Source organism: Aureibaculum algae, from assembly GCF_006065315.1.
Classification (GTDB): Bacteria; Bacteroidota; Bacteroidia; order Flavobacteriales; family Flavobacteriaceae; genus Aureibaculum; species Aureibaculum algae.
Genome location: NZ_CP040749.1, coordinates 4,362,407 through 4,382,722 on the forward strand (window position 1 = coordinate 4,362,407; position 20,316 = coordinate 4,382,722).

General features: G+C 32.8%; 11 protein-coding genes. 9 read left to right on the plus strand and 2 right to left on the minus strand.

The window, feature by feature from the left end; all coding sequences use genetic code 11:
- Positions 1-85: 85 nt before the first annotated feature.
- A complete protein-coding gene (locus FF125_RS18525) occupies positions 86-4,267 on the minus strand; it encodes a hybrid sensor histidine kinase/response regulator transcription factor (protein WP_138951282.1) in 4,182 nt (1,393 codons plus the stop codon).
- A gap of 196 nt (positions 4,268-4,463) precedes the next feature.
- Here FF125_RS18525 and FF125_RS18530 point away from each other — a divergent pair, with 196 nt between their 5' ends.
- Positions 4,464-5,699 carry a LamG domain-containing protein gene (locus tag FF125_RS18530; protein ID WP_138951284.1) on the plus strand — a complete coding sequence of 412 codons (1,236 nt, stop codon included), beginning with the start codon at positions 4,464-4,466 and terminating at the stop codon, positions 5,697-5,699.
- An 18-nt stretch (positions 5,700-5,717) separates the two neighbouring features.
- Complete coding sequence (locus FF125_RS18535) at positions 5,718-6,974, plus strand: glycoside hydrolase family 117 protein (RefSeq protein ID WP_138951285.1); 1,257 nt, start codon at positions 5,718-5,720, stop codon at positions 6,972-6,974.
- Between the two features lie 250 nt (positions 6,975-7,224).
- On the opposite strand, the gene FF125_RS18540 is transcribed toward FF125_RS18535, so the two are convergent.
- Positions 7,225-8,844 (minus strand): tetratricopeptide repeat protein, encoded by a 1,620-nt coding sequence (locus FF125_RS18540; protein WP_138951287.1) that lies wholly within the window; start codon positions 8,842-8,844, stop codon positions 7,225-7,227.
- Between the two features lie 379 nt (positions 8,845-9,223).
- Here FF125_RS18540 and FF125_RS18545 point away from each other — a divergent pair, with 379 nt between their 5' ends.
- The 7 genes from FF125_RS18545 to FF125_RS18575 all read left to right on the plus strand — a co-directional run bounded on the left by FF125_RS18545 (position 9,224) and on the right by FF125_RS18575 (position 20,296).
- Positions 9,224-11,350 (plus strand): agarase, encoded by a 2,127-nt coding sequence (locus FF125_RS18545; RefSeq protein WP_138951289.1) that lies wholly within the window; start codon positions 9,224-9,226, stop codon positions 11,348-11,350.
- Positions 11,351-11,448: 98 nt separating this feature from the next.
- The gene (locus tag FF125_RS18550; protein ID WP_138951291.1) at positions 11,449-13,995 is read left to right on the plus strand and encodes a glycoside hydrolase family 2 TIM barrel-domain containing protein; all 2,547 of its coding nucleotides are present in this window, start codon (positions 11,449-11,451) and stop codon (positions 13,993-13,995) included.
- 135 nt (positions 13,996-14,130) lie between these two features.
- The gene (locus FF125_RS18555; RefSeq protein WP_138951293.1) at positions 14,131-15,147 is read left to right on the plus strand and encodes a zinc-dependent alcohol dehydrogenase; all 1,017 of its coding nucleotides are present in this window, start codon (positions 14,131-14,133) and stop codon (positions 15,145-15,147) included.
- A gap of 28 nt (positions 15,148-15,175) precedes the next feature.
- Positions 15,176-15,970, plus strand: coding sequence for a gluconate 5-dehydrogenase (locus tag FF125_RS18560; protein ID WP_138951295.1), 795 nt, complete (start codon positions 15,176-15,178; stop codon positions 15,968-15,970).
- Positions 15,971-16,153: 183 nt separating this feature from the next.
- Positions 16,154-17,608 (plus strand): aldehyde dehydrogenase, encoded by a 1,455-nt coding sequence (aldA, locus tag FF125_RS18565; protein ID WP_138951297.1) that lies wholly within the window; start codon positions 16,154-16,156, stop codon positions 17,606-17,608.
- A gap of 11 nt (positions 17,609-17,619) precedes the next feature.
- On the plus strand, positions 17,620-19,194 hold the full coding sequence (locus FF125_RS18570) for a sulfatase family protein (protein ID WP_138951299.1): 1,575 nt from the start codon (positions 17,620-17,622) through the stop codon (positions 19,192-19,194).
- 7 nt (positions 19,195-19,201) lie between these two features.
- Complete coding sequence (locus FF125_RS18575; RefSeq protein WP_138951301.1) at positions 19,202-20,296, plus strand: mandelate racemase/muconate lactonizing enzyme family protein; 1,095 nt, start codon at positions 19,202-19,204, stop codon at positions 20,294-20,296.
- Positions 20,297-20,316 lie beyond the last annotated feature (20 nt).

Here is a 20,316-nt window from a genome sequence, read left to right on the forward strand (position 1 = left end):
TAATTGGTAATCACCCTACTATTAAAGAACTCCTAGAATTATTGAAAACCCTTTAATTTATAACAAGCAAAAAGAATTAATAAAATCACTCTTTTTGTTTGACATATTCACTTGGGATAACCCCAAATTGTTTTTTAAAGCATTTTGCAAAGTAAGAGGCGGTATTAAAACCCGTTTGATACATAATTTCTTTTACCAATAAATCGCTCGATTCAAATAATTGCACTGCTCTTTTCAACTTAATATTTCGAATAAATTCGCTAGAAGACAATCCTGTTAATTCTTTAAATTTTAAATATAAATTACTTCGGCTATGCCCCATTTCTTTAACCAACATTTCTACATTAAACTCCGTATTCATCATGTTTTTCTCAACAATTTCTATGGCGTGTTGCAAAAATTTTTCATCAACAGAAGTAACGGTAACTTCCTTTGGTTGCAAAGTAATATCTCTGCTAAATCTTCTTCGCAGCTCATCTCTTTGCTTTATAATATTTTTAATTTTCAGCTCTAATATTTCAATATCAAAAGGCTTTCTCACATAACCGTCAGCGCCAATTTTTAGACTATTAATCTCGCTTTCTTGTGAGGCTTTTGCAGTAAGCATAATTACTGGAATATGGCTAGTTTCCTTCGTAGTTTTTAACTTTAAACAAAACTCTTCACCATCCATAACGGGCATTAAAAGATCTGTTAAAATAATGTTTGGTACAATTTTATTTGCAATTTCTAAACCTACCTTACCATTGTTAGCTTCATAAACACTATAATCTTTACTTAAAACTTGCTTAATAAAAGACCTAATATCCGGGTTATCATCAACCACCAATAATGCTGGTAATTTTGATTTTGTTTTGGTCAAGTCCTGATCTAAAATATCATCATTCATATCAACAGCAAACAATTCCGCCTCTGAAGTTCTAATTAAATAATCAGAATCATTCTCTTCTTTGCATGTAATATCCGGTTTTTTTAAATACGCATTTTTCTCAGTAGGTAATTTAAAGGTAAATGTTGTACCTTGTTCTGGACTGCTAAACACTTCTATAGAACCTTGGTGTAACTCAACCAAGCTTTTGGTAAAAGATAACCCAATACCACTTCCTGTTTTATTTTGTTTTTCATAATTTTTTTCTACATAAAATCTTTCAAAAATATGATGCTCTTTAGCTTTAGGAATCCCTGGACCTGAGTCTTTCACACTAACAACAACAGAATCCATACCATTATTTGCACCAACTTCTTTAGAGATAGTAGCGATGACAGAACCGTTATTTGGCGTAAATTTAAATGCATTTGACAATAAGTTATTCATTATTTTTTCAATTGCATCATGATCAAACCAGGATGAAATCACATTTTCTTCTGAATTTATAGTAAAGTTAATGTCATTTTTATGTGCAAGAAATTGAAAAGTTTCACCAACTTCTTTAATAAAAGAAATGATATTACCATTTCTAACTACTAATTTCATTTTTCCTTGATTCAACTTTCTAAAATCAAGTAACTGATTAATTAAACGCATTAAAGATTCTGTATTTTTTTCCATTAATCCATACTGCTCTTTAATAGTTTCTTTGTCAAGACTATCAATATTTTTTTGTAAATATTTTAAAGGGCCTTTAATCAATGTCAAAGGTGTTCTAAATTCATGAGATATATTGGTGAAAAATTCTAATTTTAGTTGTTGTAACTCTTCTCTTTTCTCTTTTTCTAGATGATCTAGTTGTAATTGGTGTTTTTCGGTTGTTCGAATAATGGTAAACCTTCTAAATGCTAAAAGCATGGCAATGGCTAACAAACCATAACTAATATAGGCAACAATAGTTCTCCACCAAGGTGGGATTATTGTTAACTCAATTTTAGAAGGAGTATCGTCCCAAATACCATCATTGTTCGATGCTTTTGCCATTAAAGTGTATGAGCCGGGTTGTAAGTTGGTATATGTAGCAAAACGCTTGGTGGAGTTGGTGTAAATCCAATCCTTATCAAAGCCTTCTAACTTATAGGCATATTTATTTTTAAGTGGTGCTGCATAATGTAAACCCGCAAACTCGAAAGAGAAACTGTTGTCTTTATAATCTATTCTTATTTTACTTATTTCGTCTATTGACTTATCTAAAATAACTCTTCTAGCTATTTTTTCACCAATTTTAACTGGCTTGTTAAATATAGAAAAGTTGGTAACTACAGTTTCTGACGGAAAAGTATTGTCTTTAATCTCATCAGGATAAAAGGCATTGAATCCGTTAACTCCACCGAATAACATTTCGCCATCTTTTCTTTTCCAGCAAGCTAATTCTTGAAACTCTTCACTTTGTAAACCATCATTTACATCATAATTTTTAAACGATTCATTTTCTGGGTTAAACTTCGTTAAACCCTTATTGCTTGACAACCAAAGGTTACCTTGACCATCTTCTAAAATTCCTTTTATAACATTGTTTGGCAATCCATCTTTTTCAGAGTAATTTTTAAATTTTATATTTTCGCCCTTTTTGTCATCTATAACTTTACTAAGACCTCCACCAAAGGTGCCAATCCAAAGAGTACCTTTATTGCTTTCATATATGCTTAAAATGTAATTGTGATTTATGCTCGAACTATCTCCTAAAATATTTCGGCAGCTCTGAAAAACAGGCTCCTCTTTATCGGTTTGACTAGCATCTAATTTAGATAAACCGTTACCTGTAGCAAACCAAATATTACCATGACTATCTTCATAAATATTTCTGATAATATCGTTGGCAATAGAATTTGGGTTATTTTTATTATGATAATATATGTTTTTTTTATACGAATTTGAATTTACATCAAACACATATCGATAAACACCATTATCATAAGTACCAATCCAAAAGTTTTTTTTATGATCTTTTAAAATAGAAAAGACACTGCTTTTTACATCAGCAATGGGTTTGATATTTTTTTCGTCAATTTTTTTGGGATCTGAAATATCCAATTGATATAAAACAGGAGCAGATTCTCCTCCAAAAAGCAATGTTTTTTTATTATTTAATAAAACTTCAGATATAGTAAATGTTTTAGAAATACTTTCGAATTTCTGAAAATTTTTATAGGTTCCGTCATCATTCTCTTTGATGATGTAATTTAACCCACCTCCTTCTGTACCAATCCATAAAGTACCATTACTATCTTCAAATATGGATCGAATTTTATCATAACTCAAACTATTAGGGTCTGTTGTTTTTTTAATGTGCCTAAAATTCTTTCGCTGCGGATCGTACTTATTAATACCACCACCGTTGGTACCAACCCACATAATCCCCGTTTGATCTTTAAATATGGAACTAATAATATTCTTGCTAATACTCTTTGTGTTGGCCGATTCGTTTTTTAAATGATCTATCCATTTCGGCAACCTATTTTTATCGGAGTTATCTAATAAAACCAACCCTTTATTAGAACCTACCCAAATTTGATTATTATTATCAAATTCGAGTTCATTATATATTCCACTTAAAATTTTAACCATTTCAAATGATTCACCGGTTTTTTGCTGGATAAAAACACCATTACCAGATGTAACCACAAATCTACCATAAGCATCTTGGGCAATAGATTGAAAATTAAAATTTGGCAAGTTGAATTGGTTATTCTTCTTTTCAATTTCATAAGAGTCTTTACTTATTTTATAAACACCTAAATAAGAACTTACCCATATATTTTCGTCAGCATCTTCAAACAAACTCGTAATATCGTTGTTGACATCACTTTCAGGAAGAATTTTCTCCAGTGTTAGTCTTTTAAATTTGAGATTCGTAACACCTACATTGAGATTGGCAACATTTAACCCTATTTTTGTTCCAACCCAAAGTCTATTATTTTTATCTAATAAAACTGAAATAATATGATTACTGTCTAAACTTGTATCGTCTTCTTCTATATTTTTAAAAACAGTAAACTTTTCTGTAACTCTGTCAAAATAGTTCAGTCCACCACCTGTAGTGCCAACCCATAGATTACCCTGTTTGTCGCCATCAATGGCAAAAATTAGATTACTACTGATGCTGTTTTCATTACCCATTCCGGGTTGGTAAACCGTAAAATCATAGCCATCATATTTGTTTAAACCGTCATGAGTACCGAACCACATATAGCCTTTCTCATCTTGATAAATACAATTTACATCATTTTGTGAAAGCCCTTTTGAAGAATTGATATGCTCAAAATAAATTGGGTTTTGTGCGTACAATTCAACAAAAAATGCAATAAAAACAAAAAAAATAGTATATCGTAGTTTCATATGTTTTATCAAAAAAACTTTAAAGATCAAATATATTAATTAAATAGTACTTTTCTAACATTTTAATTTTTTGAAAAATCACAATTCTTAGGATATCATTGCTCATTTGTTATAGTAAATCAACCCTAAGTTGCCTTTATTCATGACAAAAAAGTTGAATTTAGCAATTACAAACTGAATTTTAAACAAAAAACACATGCAAATTAACAAGCTACTATTTTTAGTTTTTGTACTTGCTTTTTTAACTACATATGCACAGCCGCCAAAACCTCCTTTAGGGCAACGCTGGATTTTAAATGAACAGTTTTCAGATGAATTTAATGGCATGCAATTAGATCAGAATAAATGGTTTAACTATCATCCTACTTGGGCCGGTAGAGTGCCGGGAATATTTTTACCTTCTCAAGTAAAAGTTGCCGATGGTTATTTACAACTCAAAGGTGGCAAAATGAAAAAAGACAGCGTGATAATTGCAAAAAATGGAACAAAAAGAGTTTTTAATATTGCCTCTGCGGCCGTAGTTTCCAAAACAATGGACGCCAGTTTTGGTTACTACGAATGTAAATTCAAAGCTGCAAAAACTACTATGTCAACAACCTTTTGGTTATCTACAAGAAAACATTTTTCTGGTTCTAAAAATTGTAATGACACCTATGGATTAGAACTCGATATACAAGAATGCATTGGTCGTGAGGGAGATTTTGACGGAAAATGGTTTGCTAAAGGAATGCACTCTAATTCCCATTTTTGGTATACCGATTGTGAAGGGGAAAATAATGACTTCCGTGCAAAAGAGGTTCGATTTGAGGATGAAAATTTAGCTTCTGAAGATTTTAACATATATGGAGGTTGGTGGAAAGATGCAAGTAACGCTAGTTTTTACTATAACAATAGTGAACCACAACACATGGAGTTTTACAAAGAAATTAAAGAGAAACCATTCGATCAAAAAATGGGTTTAAATTTAGTATCCGAAACTTACCCGTTCCCATGGATTAGTTTACCTAACGATAATGAACTAGAAGATGACAATAAGAATACCGCATATTATGATTGGGTTCGTGCCTACATTTTAGTTGCGGCAAACGATTCAACAAAAACTTCTAAAAACAATACTCCAAAATTAGAAATTTATGAGGAATCTATTCTGATAGAAGAAAATTCTATTTCTTTTAAGAACGATAAACAATTGGAATTTTTATACACTTCAAAAACCAATGAAGATTATCTATTAGAATTTATCATAACAAATACAAACAACAAGATTATTGCCAAAACAAATAGTAAGGCTTACACAGGTTACACGTATAATTCACAAATAATACCTTTGAAAAGTAACTTAAAGACATCTAAAAAGTATTTTTTAACAGCTTTACTTAAGCATATAAATAACCACAAAACCATTGCAAAACAAACCATTATCATAAAATAGTAAAATAAATTTCAACCAATGAAAAAAGTATTCCTTGTAACTTTATTATGTGTTAGCTCATTTTTTAGCCAAGCACAAAAGCCTAATAATCAAGAAAAAAGCTTCCCTTTTATTCTTCCTAAAGAAAAGCCAAATCAAAAACTTAGTGCTGCATTAGAGCGTAATTATGATGCTTATTTAGCTCCAAGACCACAAGACAACGAGTTGTATTCTCAATTTAAATATACCGAATTGAAAGGATTTGATTATCATAATCATGATGGTACAATTTCTCGTCGAGATCCTTCTAAAGTGATTTTTGCCAACGGAAAATACTATGTTTGGTATACATATCGGCACACGCCTACACCACCTCAAGGTGCAGAAAAAAGTAGCGGAACTATTCCTTCTAGTGACTGGGATTTAGCAGAAATTTGGTATGCAACTAGTACAGATGGGTTTACTTGGGAAGAACAAGGAGTTGCCGTACCAAGACCACCAAAACCAAATGTGGGTTGGCGCTCTGTTACAACCACCGATATTTTAGAGTGGAAAGGAAAATATTATTTGTATTATCAAGGCTTTATGGAAGCAAGTGGAAAACGCGGCGACGATTGCCCGGTTGCGGTTTCTTATGCAGATTCTCCAGATGGCCCTTGGACTCCATATAACAAAATTGTAATACCCAATGGTTCAGAAGGTGAATGGGATCAATATTCTATTCATGACCCATATCCTTTGGTGTACAAAGGAAAGATCTATTTGTACTATAAATCTGATTTTGATGGCAAACCTGATTTAGTTCGTATGCAAGGTTTAGCTGTAGCGGATAATCCTCTAGGTCCGTTTACAAAAAATCCTACAAATCCTGTGATTAATTCTGGTCATGAAACAACTTTATTTCCTTTTAAAGAAGGAATTGCAGCTTTAGTAATTCGAGATGGCAACGAACATCATACCATACAATATGCTAAAGACGGCGTTAACTTTGAAATTGCTGCAATTACTGAATTAATGCCAAACGCTGGCGGCCCTTTTATTCCAGATGCCTTTACAAATACAAAAAATGGTCGTGGTATTACATGGGGAATTTCTCATTTTACCAACGCAACAACATGGGATAAAAATCATGCCGTCTTAGCAAGATTTGATTGTGATTTGAGTCAAGATATTCATGATGAATTTATGAAAAATACGAATATCCAAAATAAACCCGAGTATTATTACGGCCAAGGATTAAATAAAAAACAATTAGAGAGGATTCAATCAGATAATAAAAAAATAATTCAAAAATAAATTAAAAAACCTATTTAAGTTTGATGCTAAAAATAGTGGCTATATTTAAAGAACCATCTTAAAAATGAATCTATTTTGGGTATTAAGCCATGTAGTTTCATCTTAAAATCAGATGGAGGGTTTCTTGCGATTCTTGCGAATGGAAAGGAAAATAACAGTTCTGTTTTTCCTATTTTCAACACAAAATTCAATCACGAAATTTAAGTGTCAGAAATAGAGCGAGTTAATTAGAAAAAGAGGATACTTCCAACTAGAGATTGTTAATAAACTCCGTTAAGCTATCTTTTCTATCTAAATCTAGTTTTTTTCGTAAACGATATCTCGAAGTATGCACACTTTCTATGCTTATTCCTAATATGGAAGACATTTCTTTACTCGAAAAATTCAGTTTCACTAAAGCACATAATTTTTGATCAGCTTGGGTCAATTTTGGGAATTTTTCTTTTAAATTTTTATAAAAACTCTGATTAATATTAGTAAACCTTACTTCAAATTCTTTCCAGCTACTCGATGGATTTCTTTGAACGCTACTAATCATTCTTTCTATGACACGAGTATCGATCTTATCTTCTTGTTTGGCTAATTTTCCTTTTAAAGATTCTAAAAATTCTTCCTTTTCAATTAATTGAAGCGCAGAGGCTGCCAGCTGCTTATTTTTTATCTCTAAGGTCTCATTTTGCCTTTGTTGGTCTAGCTCTTGCTTCTTTCTTAAAACTTCTTTTTCGCTCCGATGTTTTAATCTTAGGTTTCTCGTAAAAAGTATCGCATAAAATAAAATGAATAGTATAGTAACAGATAATAAAATAGATTTAAGTAACCAAACCCTATCCTCATGCTCTAATTCTGCTAAGCGCTGTTCTTTTACAAGCGCTTCCTGTTTTTGTTTTTCAACGCGATAATCATCCTTTATTTCTAACAAATGTTGGTTGTTATCACTTCTACTTCCGAATATTTTATCATTTAAATTATGTGCTTTCTCCAGACTAAAAAAAGCTTCTTTGTACCTATTATTAGCATAGTACAATTTTGATAATGAAGTATAAATTCTCGGCAAATAATTACTATGACTATGATAAATATTACATAATCGTAGCGATTCTTCAAAAGACGCTTCGCTTTCTTTAAAACTATTGGTTTCACGATAAACCTCTCCAAGTAGAAAATAAATAATTACTAAATACGATTTATTGGTTTCTTTGAAAAAATATTCACAAGATCTTAGCCTTTCTATTGCCAAAACACTCCTCCCTTCTTTATGATCTATATAAGCTAATTCTCCTTCAGCATAATACCCTATTTCTTCTGTAATAAAGGTTTGCATCTGATTGGTACTATCCAAATACTTTTTAGCCATTTCAAAATCTTCATTATCTCTATAAAAAACAGCTAATGAAAAATAATTACTTCTAAGATTTTTATAATTCTCCAAAGGAGATGCTTTCATTTTTTTATGAATCAAAATAGATTGATTAAAATACTTTTTAGCAGCACTATCTCTTTTATAATAACCATAGAGCCATCCCAAGTCTTGGTATAATAACCCTAACGAAATAGAATCTTTTGATTTATCTGCTAATAATAATGCACTCCAGTAGCCATCATAAGACTTTCCATAATCCACATTATGAGAATATAAAAATGACAATTCACGTAAACCCATAATAGAAGCAGAAGTGTCTTTTTTTTGCATTTGAAACTCGATACTTTTATTATAAAAATAAACGGCACTATCTAGCTTCTGAAATTTATAGAATTCTGCTTTTTCAAATAGACTATCAGGAGGTATAATATCTTGAGCTCTCCCAACATTAAAAACAACAAAGAAAAATATAAATAATATTATCGGTAAAGAAAATATTTTATTTCCCATAATTCACTATTTAATTTGATATTGATAACTAGACAATTTCTATTATAAAAATTTCAAAAGCAATGATAGCAAAATCTATTTTAATCAACCCACCTATTAAGAACTGTTCAGTCCGTTTTAACCATATGTTATACAACTAAAAACGTACAAGCATATAAAGATAAGTAAAATCAGTAATTTTAACCTTTTATATACACTTATAAAATAATCATTTTATAGAAGTATTAGTTTTGTTCAGATAGGTATTTTATAAATTTTGTATATGTTCAGTTTTAATCGAGTTAAAAAAAATGAAATCAAATATTTTAATAGCCATATTTGCTTTACTTAAAGTGGAGGACTTAAATGGATGGCTTTCTCCAAGTCTAACAAGAATCTTATGGGGAATTTAAATATTAAATTGGGCACAAACATAAAATTAGCAAAAACAAAATTATTATTTTTTTTATTCTTCATCGGCATTTCTAATTATGCTCAAGAAGTATCCGTTGATATCCATTTAAATGTGCTACATACTATCGGAACAAATAGCACTTTTGAGCGTTCAAAATTTATTACCATTCATGCAAATCAATTGGAGAAAGATTGGGACGGAGATAATTTCACTCCCGATCTAAGAAACGACTTTTTAAATGGGTATGACGTTTATTTAGGTCGAGATACTGGTGGAATTACTTGGATACTCAACAATGTTGAAGAAGATCCAACCAGACTAGGTTTTGCTGACCCCACCGATATAGCTTCTAGAGGCGAAAACTCGAGAAACTCCTTTGCTTCTCAATCCAAACTCCACTCCTATGAAAACAGGAAAAATCTTGTAATTGCTGCCCAATTACATCCTTTTTGGACTGGTGAAAGTCAAAAAGCGACCACAAAAGGTTGGAAAATTGCTAGTCCCACAGCTACTGGTGAATATATGGGGCGCTATTTTAATGAATTTCATGGTCAAAATGGACAAAAGCAACCAGCATGGGTAGAGGTTATTAATGAACCTGCTTACGAAGCATTAGGTGGAAAGAAAGATTACACCCATTCTTTACAAGAAATTGCTGATTTCCATGTGGAAGTAGCAGATGCTATAAGAGCTCAAAATTCAAACTTAAAAATAGGAGGATATACCGCCGCTTTTCCTGATTTTGAAACTGGTGATTTTCAAAGATGGATGAATAGAGATAAATTATTTGTAGATGTTGCTGGTGAAAAAATGGATTTTTGGTCATGGCATTTGTATGATTTTCCTGCTATTGGGGGTAAAACTGATTTGCGCTCAGGCAGCAATGTAGAGGCAACTTTTGATATGATGGATCAATACAGTATGCTAAAATTAGGACACACCAAACCCTATGTTATTTCAGAATATGGTGCACAAACACATGACTATGACAGACAAGGTTGGACGGCAATGCGTGATTGGTTATTTTTAAAAGTACAAAACTCATTAATGATGTCTTTCATGGAAAGACCAGATGATATTACCATCGCAATTCCCTTTACCATAGTTAAAGCCGAATGGGGATATAATCATGAAAAAGGATACCCATACTCGGCAAGATTAATGCGTAAAACCAACGAACCCGAAAGTTATACTGGCACTTGGATTTACACCGATAGGGTTAAATTTTATCAACTTTGGAAAAACGTAAAAGGAAAAAGAATTGCCATAAAAGCAACCGATTTTGATATACAAGTAGATGCTTATGTTGATGGAAAAAAGGGCTACATTATCTTAAATAGCTTGGAATCTATACCAACGCAAATCAATTTGAACTTTTTTGATTCTTATAGTACCCAAATTAGTGCAATTGTAAAAAAACACTTAACCTTATCAGGAGTTGCTCCTATTTTAGAGCAAGAAAACATATCACCTTCAACTACAAACGTCGTTTTAGGAGCCGAATCAACAATGATTCTAGAATATACTTTTGAGAATGAAATTACCATTGATGAAACTTCTGACGAAGTGAAATACTTTGCAGACGATTATTTAAAACCTATTAATGCTTCAAAAGCTTCTTTTTTCCATATTAATAATGTTGAAAAAACGGGTGTATTTGGTGAAGCTGTTTTAAGAATAAGTATTGGCAGAGAACATGGCAAACAACTTATACCTACTTTAAAAGTTAATGACAAAATTATTAAAGTACCTGAAGACTGGAGAGGATATGACCAAGCAGATAAAGGTCAATTTTTTGGAACACTAGAAATACCTGTACCATATGATTTAATAAAAACTAATAATGAAATATTTGTAGAATTTCCAGATTTCGGCGGTCATATAAGTAGCACTGTTATGCAAGTATTTAATTTTAGTGATGATTTTAGCACATTAGGAGTTATGGAAAGCCCTATCGATAGAATTAAAATTAACCTATTTCCAAATCCAGCAAACAAATCCTTTCAAGTTAAACTACCTACACAATATCTTGGTGCTTCTTTTATTATGTACAATACTAGTGGAGTCAAGTTATCGCAACAGGTTATTTCGAAAGAAAACACGCTAATCTAAATAAAAAATTATAGCGCTGGCATGTATTATACTAAAATCGTATTACAAGGAAAAGTCCTTAAAAATAAAAAAATTATTTTATTATAGCCAAATTTAAAATGAAAAAAACTTACCTACATTTAGTATTCGTTCTCCTATTTATTTCATGCAGCAGCAAAGACAACATGCTGCAAAACAACAGAGTATCCGATTTTAATGTCAATTGGAATTTTTATTTATCGCAAGATAGTACGCAACAAGTCTTCTCCATTAAAAATAAAGATTGGAGATCTTTAAATTTACCACATGATTGGGTAATTGAAAATGAATTTGACTCCACTCTAGTCAACGACGCTCTTGCTACTGGTTATTTAGCAGGGAAAGGATATGGCTTTTACAAAAAAACATTTGACTTAGACATAAATGAAAATAATGTTACTTATTTATTATTTGATGGCGTTTATAATAATGCCGAAGTCTGGTTAAATGGCAACAAGCTAGGTTTCCATCCTTATGGATATTCTCCTTTTTATTATAACCTGACGCCTTACTTAAATAAAAATGGAAAAGAAAATGAAGTCGTTGTTAGAATTGATCATTCGCGATATGCGAATAGCCGTTGGTACACCGGTGCCGGAATTTACAGAAATGTATCTTTGATTACCACAGATAAACTTCATATTCCAGTTTGGGGCGCATTTGTTACAACGCCAATAGTGAATTCATCTGAAGCTACCGTAAACATTGCAATTGATATTACAAATCAATATAATGAAGAAAACGAAGCAAGCATTCATTCTGTTATTTTTGATGCAAATAACAACAAGGTTGCAGAACAAACTTCCAAACTAAATATCGCTAGTAATCAAACCCAAAAAACAAATCAAAATATTGTAATTGTTAATCCAAAACTTTGGGATGTTACAAACCCCAATTTATATAAAGCAGTAATTTCTGTAAAAAAGAATGATAAAGTAATTGATACTTATACTGAAAATTTCGGAATCCGATCTATAAAATTTGATGCGAATGAGGGCTTTTTCCTTAACGGAAAAAATATGAAAATTAAAGGTGTTTGTTTGCATCATGATGGTGGTCTTGTAGGAGCCGCTGTACCAAAAGGTGTTTGGAAACGCAGATTACAAATATTAAAAGACGGAGGCTGTAATGCTATTCGAGTTTCTCACAACCCTGCTTCTACTGTATTTTTAGATTTATGTGATGAAATGGGATTCCTGGTACAAGATGAATTTTTTGATGAATGGGATAATCCAAAAGATAAGCGATATAACCAAAATGAATCGAAAAGTACCGATTATATCACTAGAGGTTATGGCGAACATTTTCAAGAATGGGCGCACAAAGATTTGACTAATGTAATGTTAAGTCATCGCAACCATCCTTCCGTTTTTCAATGGAGTATCGGTAACGAAATAGAATGGACCTATCCGAGAAATGCAGCAGCAACAGGCTTTTTTGGCAATATGAATTGGAATGGTAATTATTTCTGGAGTGAGTCTCCTTATTCTATAGAAGAAATTAAAAGAGAACTAGAAACGCTTCCTAAAGAAAAATACGACATCGGCGAAACGGCTCACAAACTTTCTAAATGGACTAAAGAACTAGATACAACGAGACCTGTTACGGCAAATCTAATTTTACCATCAGTAAGTCATTTGTCTGGCTATACAGATGCTCTAGATGTAATTGGGTATAGTTATAGAAGAATTTTATATGACTATGGTCATAAAAATTACCCAGATAAACCAATTATGGGTACAGAAAACTTGACGCAATTCCATGAGTGGAAAGCCGTAATGGATCGTCCTTTTATTTCAGGCACTTTTCTTTGGACAGGAATTGATTATATGGGTGAAATACGAGATCATTGGCCGGTGCGTGTGCAGCCTTCTGGATTATTAAATACTGCTGGGTTTAAAAAGGGCTCTTACTTTATGATGCAATCGCTATGGTCAGAACAACCGATGATACATTTAGCAACACAAACTATGGATAAATCTTTAAATAAACTGAATGATAAAGGTGCTATAGTTGCTAAAAATCCGGAAAAATGGCAACATGCTTTGTGGGAATGGCAAGATGTAAACGAGCATTGGAATTATAACAAAAATGAAATGATTTCAGTCGAAATATATTCTAACTGTGATGAAATTGAATTGTATTTAAATGAACAATCTTTAGGACTTAAAAAATTAGCCAATTTTGAAGATCATATTTATAAATGGGCTGTTTTGTTTGCTGATGGTAAATTAGTAGCAAAAGGCAAAAAAGATGGAAAAGAAATATCTTCTGAAATAATTACTGCTAAAAAAGCGTCAAAAATAGAGCTCTCTTCAGAAGAAAAAGTATTGACCGCGAACAATACAGATGTTTCTCATATAATTGTTCGGTTAACAGATGAAAATGGAAATCCAGCAAAAACCGATGATAGAGAAATTACTTTTGAAATAAAAGGAAATGCAAAATTGTTAGGAGTTGATAATGGTTGGAAAAAAAGTATTCAAAAATTCCAATCTAATGTAAATACAACCCACAACGGAAGAACTTTACTAATTGTACAGGCTATGGATAAAACAGGTGAAGTAGAAGTGGTGGCACATTCAAAAGATTTACCTTCAAACTCAATTAAAATAACAATAAACTAACAATATTCGATTAAAATTAATTTGTGGTACAAGTAAAACCATACCTTATATTCAGTAGATAATTAAAGTTATAATATTGTATGGTTTCCTTAAAAATATGATTTAAAATAATTAAAAGAAATAAAATTAATAAAAATGAGAGCAACACAATATGAAGGCAATAAAACCTTCACAGTAGTAGAAAGAGAAATTGAAGCACCAAAAGAAGGTGAAGTTAGAATTAAAGTAGCTTACGTTGGGGTTTGTGGAACTGACGTTCACATTTACCACGGAATGATGGACAAACGTGTAAAAATGCCAGAAACTATCGGACATGAAATGTCTGGGATAATTGATGTCGTTGGCGCAGGAGTAACTGGATTTTCGGTTGGTGAAAAAGTAGTGGTTCGTCCATTAGACGACCGTTTGGTACAGCCTTCCGATAAAGGTTTTAACCACATTTGTGCAAAATTAAAATTTATTGGAATTGATAGTCCTGGTGCAATGCAGCAATACTGGAACGTTCCTGCATTTACTTTACACAAATTAAAGCAAGAAACAGACTTAAAATTAGCAGCGTTAATTGAGCCATTATCAGTTGCAACGCACGATGTGAGAATGAGTGGCTTAGTTGCTGGAGAAACCGCCGTTGTTTTAGGTGGTGGACCAATTGGTTTGTTGGTTGCAATGGTAGCTAAAGAAGCAGGCGCAAATGTAATTGTATCTGAAGTAAATGAAAAACGTATTGCTAAAGCTAAAGAATTAGGTTTAAATGCTGTTAGTCCATTAAAAATCGATTTAGTTGAATACGTAAGAGAACAAACAGAAGGTCGTCTAGCCGATGTCGTTTTTGAAGTAGCTGGAGTACAACCTGCTTTAGATGTTATGTGCGAAGTAGCTGGTATTAGAGGTCGAATTGTAATGGTAGCTATTCATGGGCAAAAGAAAGAAGTTGATTTATTCAAATTTTTTTGGAAAGAATTAAAACTAATTGGTGCTCGTGTTTACGAAAAAGAAGATTACGAAAAATCAATCGCTTTAATCACAACCAACAAATTACCATTTGAAGATATGATTACCGATGTACAACCGTTGAGCAACATCCAAAAAGTCTTTGAAAATATCGATAACAATCCTGACGGAATGAAAGTATTAATGGATTGTACATTGTAAAAAAATTAATTATAAAAATAAACATAAAATGAACGAATTATTTAATTTATCAGGAAAAGTAGCTCTTGTAACTGGAGGAACTCACGGAATTGGAATGGCTTGTGGTAAAGCTTTAGCAAAAGCAGGTGCAAAACTTTGTGTTAACGACATTGATGACGAAAAATTAGTGTCTTGTGTAGCGGAATATGCAAAAGATGGAATTGAAGTTTACACTATTAATTTTAATGTTTGCAGTGAAGAAGCTGTGGACAAAGGAATCAGTAAAATCGAAGCTGAAGTAGGTGCTATCGATATTCTTGTAAACAATGCAGGTATTATTAAGCGTATTCCTATTTTAGATATGCCAATATCTGATTTTGAACAAGTTCTTAATGTAGATTTAGTTGCTCCTTTAATTGTAGCAAAACGTGTTGCTCCAGGAATGATTAAACGTCGTGAAGGGAAAATCATAAACATGTGCTCTATGATGAGTGTATATGGTCGTCAAAACGTTTCAGCATATGCTTCGGCAAAAGGTGGTTTAAAGCTTTTAACAGCAAACATGTGTTGTGAGTGGGCAAAACATAACGTTCAAATTAACGGAATTGGCCCAGGATACATCGCTACAGAACAAACAGCTCCAATTCGAGTTGGTGGACATCCTTTTAACGATTTAGTGATGACTCGTACTCCTGCCAACCGCTGGGGAGAACCTGAAGATGTTGGAAATGCTTCATTATTCCTTGCCTCTAAAGCAGCGGATTTTGTAAATGGTCAAGTGCTTTATGTTGATGGAGGTATCCTTGCAAACTTTGGTTATGTAAAAGGAGAAAACGAATTATAAAATCAATTTACAAAACAAATGTCTCTGCCGCTGTTTGTATTCATTCACGGCAGGGATTATAACTGGTAAATACCAGCAAAATTTGGCTTCAGAAAATCCTGAAAAAGTTATTTCGAAGCATGGGCGGCAAATAGAATGGATAATTATACCGTAGAAAAAATAATAACAAATTAAAAATAGATCATGTTACAAATTAAAAATTATCAGTTATTTATTAATGGAGAATGGAGAACTTCAACTTCAGGAGAAACTATTGATATTGTAAACCCTTCGACCGAAGAAGTTGTAGCACGTGTTCAAAACGGAACAGTAGAAGAAGCTATTGAGGCATTAAAAGCTGCTGAAAAAGCGCAAAAAGAATGGAGAAAATTACCTGCGCGTTCACGTGCAGACTTATTATATAAATTGGCTAATGAAATTGAAGCTAATACGGAGTATTTGGCTGAATTATTAACTAAAGAACAAGGGAAACTTTTAAAAGTTGCTCGTTTTGAGGTAGCTGTTACCGCTTCATTTATTAGATATGCTTGTGAAGGTGCTCGCAGAATTGAAGGTGATATTATTCCTTCTGACAACCCAAACGAACAAATTTGGATTCAAAAAATTCCTCGTGGCGTTGTAGTTGCTATTACTGCTTGGAATTTCCCATTAGCATTAGCAGGTCGTAAATTAGGACCAGCGTTAGTTGCAGGAAATACCATTGTAATTAAACCAACTTCAGAAACACCTTTAGCAACCTTAGAATTAGGAAACCTAGCAAACAAAGTAGGAATTCCAGCGGGAGTTATCAATATCTTAACCGGACCTGGCAGAGCGATGGGAAATGCTCTAGTTGAAAGCCCAATTACTAAAATGGTAACTATGACAGGTTCTACGCCTGTTGGACAACAAATTGCACGCAATGCAGCCAATAATTTAACGCACGTTCAATTAGAACTAGGTGGAAAAGCGCCATTTATTGTTTTTGAAGATGCAGATATTGATGCAGCTGTTGATGCGGCGTTACATTCTCGTTTCGATAATTGTGGTCAAGTTTGTACTTGTAACGAACGGATGTATGTTCACGAAGCTATTTACGACGTGTTTATGGAGAAATTCATTGCAAAAACTAAAGCAATTAAAGTTGGTGACCCAATGTTAGAAGAAACTGATATGGGACCAAAAGTGAATAAGAATGAATTAGAGCATATGGAACACTTAATAAAAATAAGTATTGAAGAAGGTGCAACCATTGCTACTGGAGGTAAAAGACCTACAGGCGCTGGATTTGAAAAAGGATATTGGTTTGAGCCAACGGTACTTACAAATGTAACACAAGATATGACTATTGTTCATGAAGAGTCTTTCGGACCAATTTTACCAGTATTAAAATTTAGTTCTTTTGATCAAGTTATTGGTTTTGCAAACGACTGTGAATATGGTCTAGCTGCAATGGTATTTACAAATAATATGAATACCATTATGAAATGTAACGATGAATTAGAATACGGAGAAATCTATGTAAATAGAGGTCACGGTGAACAACATCAAGGTTTCCATAACGGCTATAAATTATCGGGTTCTGGTGGTGAAGATGGCAAATACGGTTTTGAGCAATATATGGAAAAGAAAACCTTTTACATCAAACATAAAGCCTAATAAAACTGCCAATGATTTATCCAAAATTTAAAATTGCCAAATTCTTCTATTTTATTTTAGTAAGCATCTTTTTCATCCAATGTAAAAATGATAAAAAACAAGAGGTACTAGTCGATGAAATTAAAGACACTAAACCAAATGTGGTTATTTTATACTTAGATGATTTAGGTTATGGAGATTTAAGCTGTTATGGAGCAACGGCTTTAAAAACTCCAAACATAGATAAACTTGCTACTGGTGGTGTGAAATTCACAAATGGCTATGCCACCTCTGCAACTTGTACTCCAAGTAGGTATGCAATTTTAACAGGCGTATATCCTTGGCGCAATAAAGATGCTAAAATTCTTCCGGGATCAGCACCATTAATTATCTCTACATCACAAGAGACGTTGCCAAAACTATTTAAATCAAAAGGTTATGAAACAGGAATTGTGGGTAAATGGCATTTAGGTCTAGGTTCAGGAAATGTAAATTGGAATGAACATATTTCTCCCAGTCCTAATGAAGTTGGATTTGATTATTCACACATTATGGCAGCAACACAAGATCGCGTACCAACCGTTTATATTGAAAATGGAAATGTGATCGGATTAGATGCTACTGATCCTATTGAAGTGAATTATCAAAAAAACTTTGATGGAGAACCAACCGCTATTTCAAATCCAGAATTAGTAACGATGAAATGGCATCATGGGCATAATAATAGCATCGTAAACGGTATTCCTAGAATTGGTTTCGTAAAAGGTGGTGAAGCCGCGAAATGGAAAGATGAAGATATGACCGACCATTTTTTAGCAAAAGCGCAAAATTATGTAAAGACACACAAAAAGAAACTATTTTTCTTGTATTATGCTCTGCAACAACCACATGTGCCTAGAACACCACATGCCCGCTTTGAAGGAAAATCAGGTTTAGGACCACGAGGAGACGTCATTTTAGAAGCTGATTGGGTTATTGGTGAGTTCATGAAAACTTTAGAAGAAGAAGGGCTTTTAGAAAATACATTGATCGTTTTTTCAAGTGATAATGGTCCGGTTTTGAATGATGGTTATGAAGATGATGCAGTAGAAAAACTAGGAAATCATGATCCAAACGGAGGATTACGTGGAGGAAAATACAGCTTATTTGAAGCAGGAACACATGTCCCATTAATGACCTATTGGAAAGGTAAAATAAAACCACAAGTATCTGATGCTTTAGTATGTCAAGTTGATTTAATGGCTTCTTTAGCAACACTTATTGACGGTAAAATAAAGACCTCGGATAGTGAAAATATTTTATCTGCATTTTTAGGACAAAGTAATATTGGTCGCCAATCATTGGTAATTGAAGCAAATACCAAAACGGCATATCGCGAAGGAGATTGGATTATGATTCCACCTTACACTGGTGAAGCTATAAATACCCAAGTCAATATAGAATTAGGAAATGCTGAAGAGTATCAATTATACCATTTAAAAAACGATAAAGCACAGCGAAATAATCTAGCATCTTCTGAGCCCAATAAATTAAAAGAAATGATTGAAAGTTTCGAAGCAATTCGCGGTAATGATTATGCAAATACAGAACAATTGGAGTTGAAATAATAGAAACATGAATACAAAAATTTCAAAAATACAGACTCGTTTATTTACCGTACCTCTACCCGAGGTAATGTCTGACGCTAAACATGGAGATCACTATCATTTTGAATTAGTAACTGTTATAGTAACTTTAGAAGATGGAAGCGAAGGTACGGGATATACATATACTGGAGGTAAAGGTGGTTTTGCTATAAAAGCAATGATAGAACATGATTTTACGAGTGTTTTGATTGGAAAAAATGGTACTGATATTGAAGGTATTTACGATTTTTTAGAATGGCATGTACACTATGTCGGTCGTGGCGGTATTGCCTCTTTTGCTATATCTGCTGTGGACATTGCTTTATGGGATATTCGTTGTAAAAAATTGGGTCAGCCACTTTGGAAAGTTGCCGGTGGAGCTAATAATACATGTAAAGCCTATTGTGGTGGAATTGATTTAATGTTTCCAATTGAGAAATTATTAAATAACATGAACACTTATTTAGCGAGGGGTTTTAATGCTGTGAAAATTAAAATTGGGCGTGAAAATTTACAAGAAGATTTAGAGCGAATCAAAGCAGTTAGAGAATATATTGGCCCTGATGTAACTTTTATGGTAGATGCCAATTATTCTATGACCGTTGAAAAAGCTATAAGTGCTATTGAAGGATTTAAACAATATGATATTACTTGGTTTGAAGAGCCAATTATTCCAGATAATTATAAAGGTTTTGGAGAAATTGCTGATAAAACAGGTTTTCCATTAGCAATGGGTGAAAATTTACATACCATTCATGAATTTGAATATGCGATGGATCAGGCAAAATTATCTTTTGTTCAGCCCGATGCTTCAAACTGCGGAGGTGTAACAGGTTGGTTAGCTGCTGCAAAATTAGCTGCTAAACACAACATTCCAGCGTGCTCACATGGAATGCAAGAATTACATGTAAGTTTAGTTTCTTCTCAACCAAATTCAGGTTGGTTAGAAGTACATAGTTTTCCAATTGATGAATATACAACAAGACCTTTAGTGGTTGAAAATTATAGAGCAGTTGCTCCTGATTATCCAGGTGTTGGTGTGATATTCAATTGGGATAAATTAAGTCCTTACGAAGAAAAGTAAAATAAGAAATTAACCAAATA

Bases quoted from the DNA above. Each gene is read 5' to 3' on its own strand.
- FF125_RS18525 (WP_138951282.1), bottom strand. From the start codon at position 4,267: ATGAAACTACGATATACTATTTTTTTTGTTTTTATTGCATTTTTTGTT.
- FF125_RS18530 (WP_138951284.1), top strand. From the start codon at position 4,464: ATGCAAATTAACAAGCTACTATTTTTAGTTTTTGTACTTGCTTTTTTA.
- FF125_RS18535 (WP_138951285.1), top strand. From the start codon at position 5,718: ATGAAAAAAGTATTCCTTGTAACTTTATTATGTGTTAGCTCATTTTTT.
- FF125_RS18540 (WP_138951287.1), bottom strand. From the start codon at position 8,844: ATGGGAAATAAAATATTTTCTTTACCGATAATATTATTTATATTTTTC.
- FF125_RS18545 (WP_138951289.1), top strand. From the start codon at position 9,224: ATGGGGAATTTAAATATTAAATTGGGCACAAACATAAAATTAGCAAAA.
- FF125_RS18550 (WP_138951291.1), top strand. From the start codon at position 11,449: ATGAAAAAAACTTACCTACATTTAGTATTCGTTCTCCTATTTATTTCA.
- FF125_RS18555 (WP_138951293.1), top strand. From the start codon at position 14,131: ATGAGAGCAACACAATATGAAGGCAATAAAACCTTCACAGTAGTAGAA.
- FF125_RS18560 (WP_138951295.1), top strand. From the start codon at position 15,176: ATGAACGAATTATTTAATTTATCAGGAAAAGTAGCTCTTGTAACTGGA.
- aldA (WP_138951297.1), top strand. From the start codon at position 16,154: ATGTTACAAATTAAAAATTATCAGTTATTTATTAATGGAGAATGGAGA.
- FF125_RS18570 (WP_138951299.1), top strand. From the start codon at position 17,620: ATGATTTATCCAAAATTTAAAATTGCCAAATTCTTCTATTTTATTTTA.
- FF125_RS18575 (WP_138951301.1), top strand. From the start codon at position 19,202: ATGAATACAAAAATTTCAAAAATACAGACTCGTTTATTTACCGTACCT.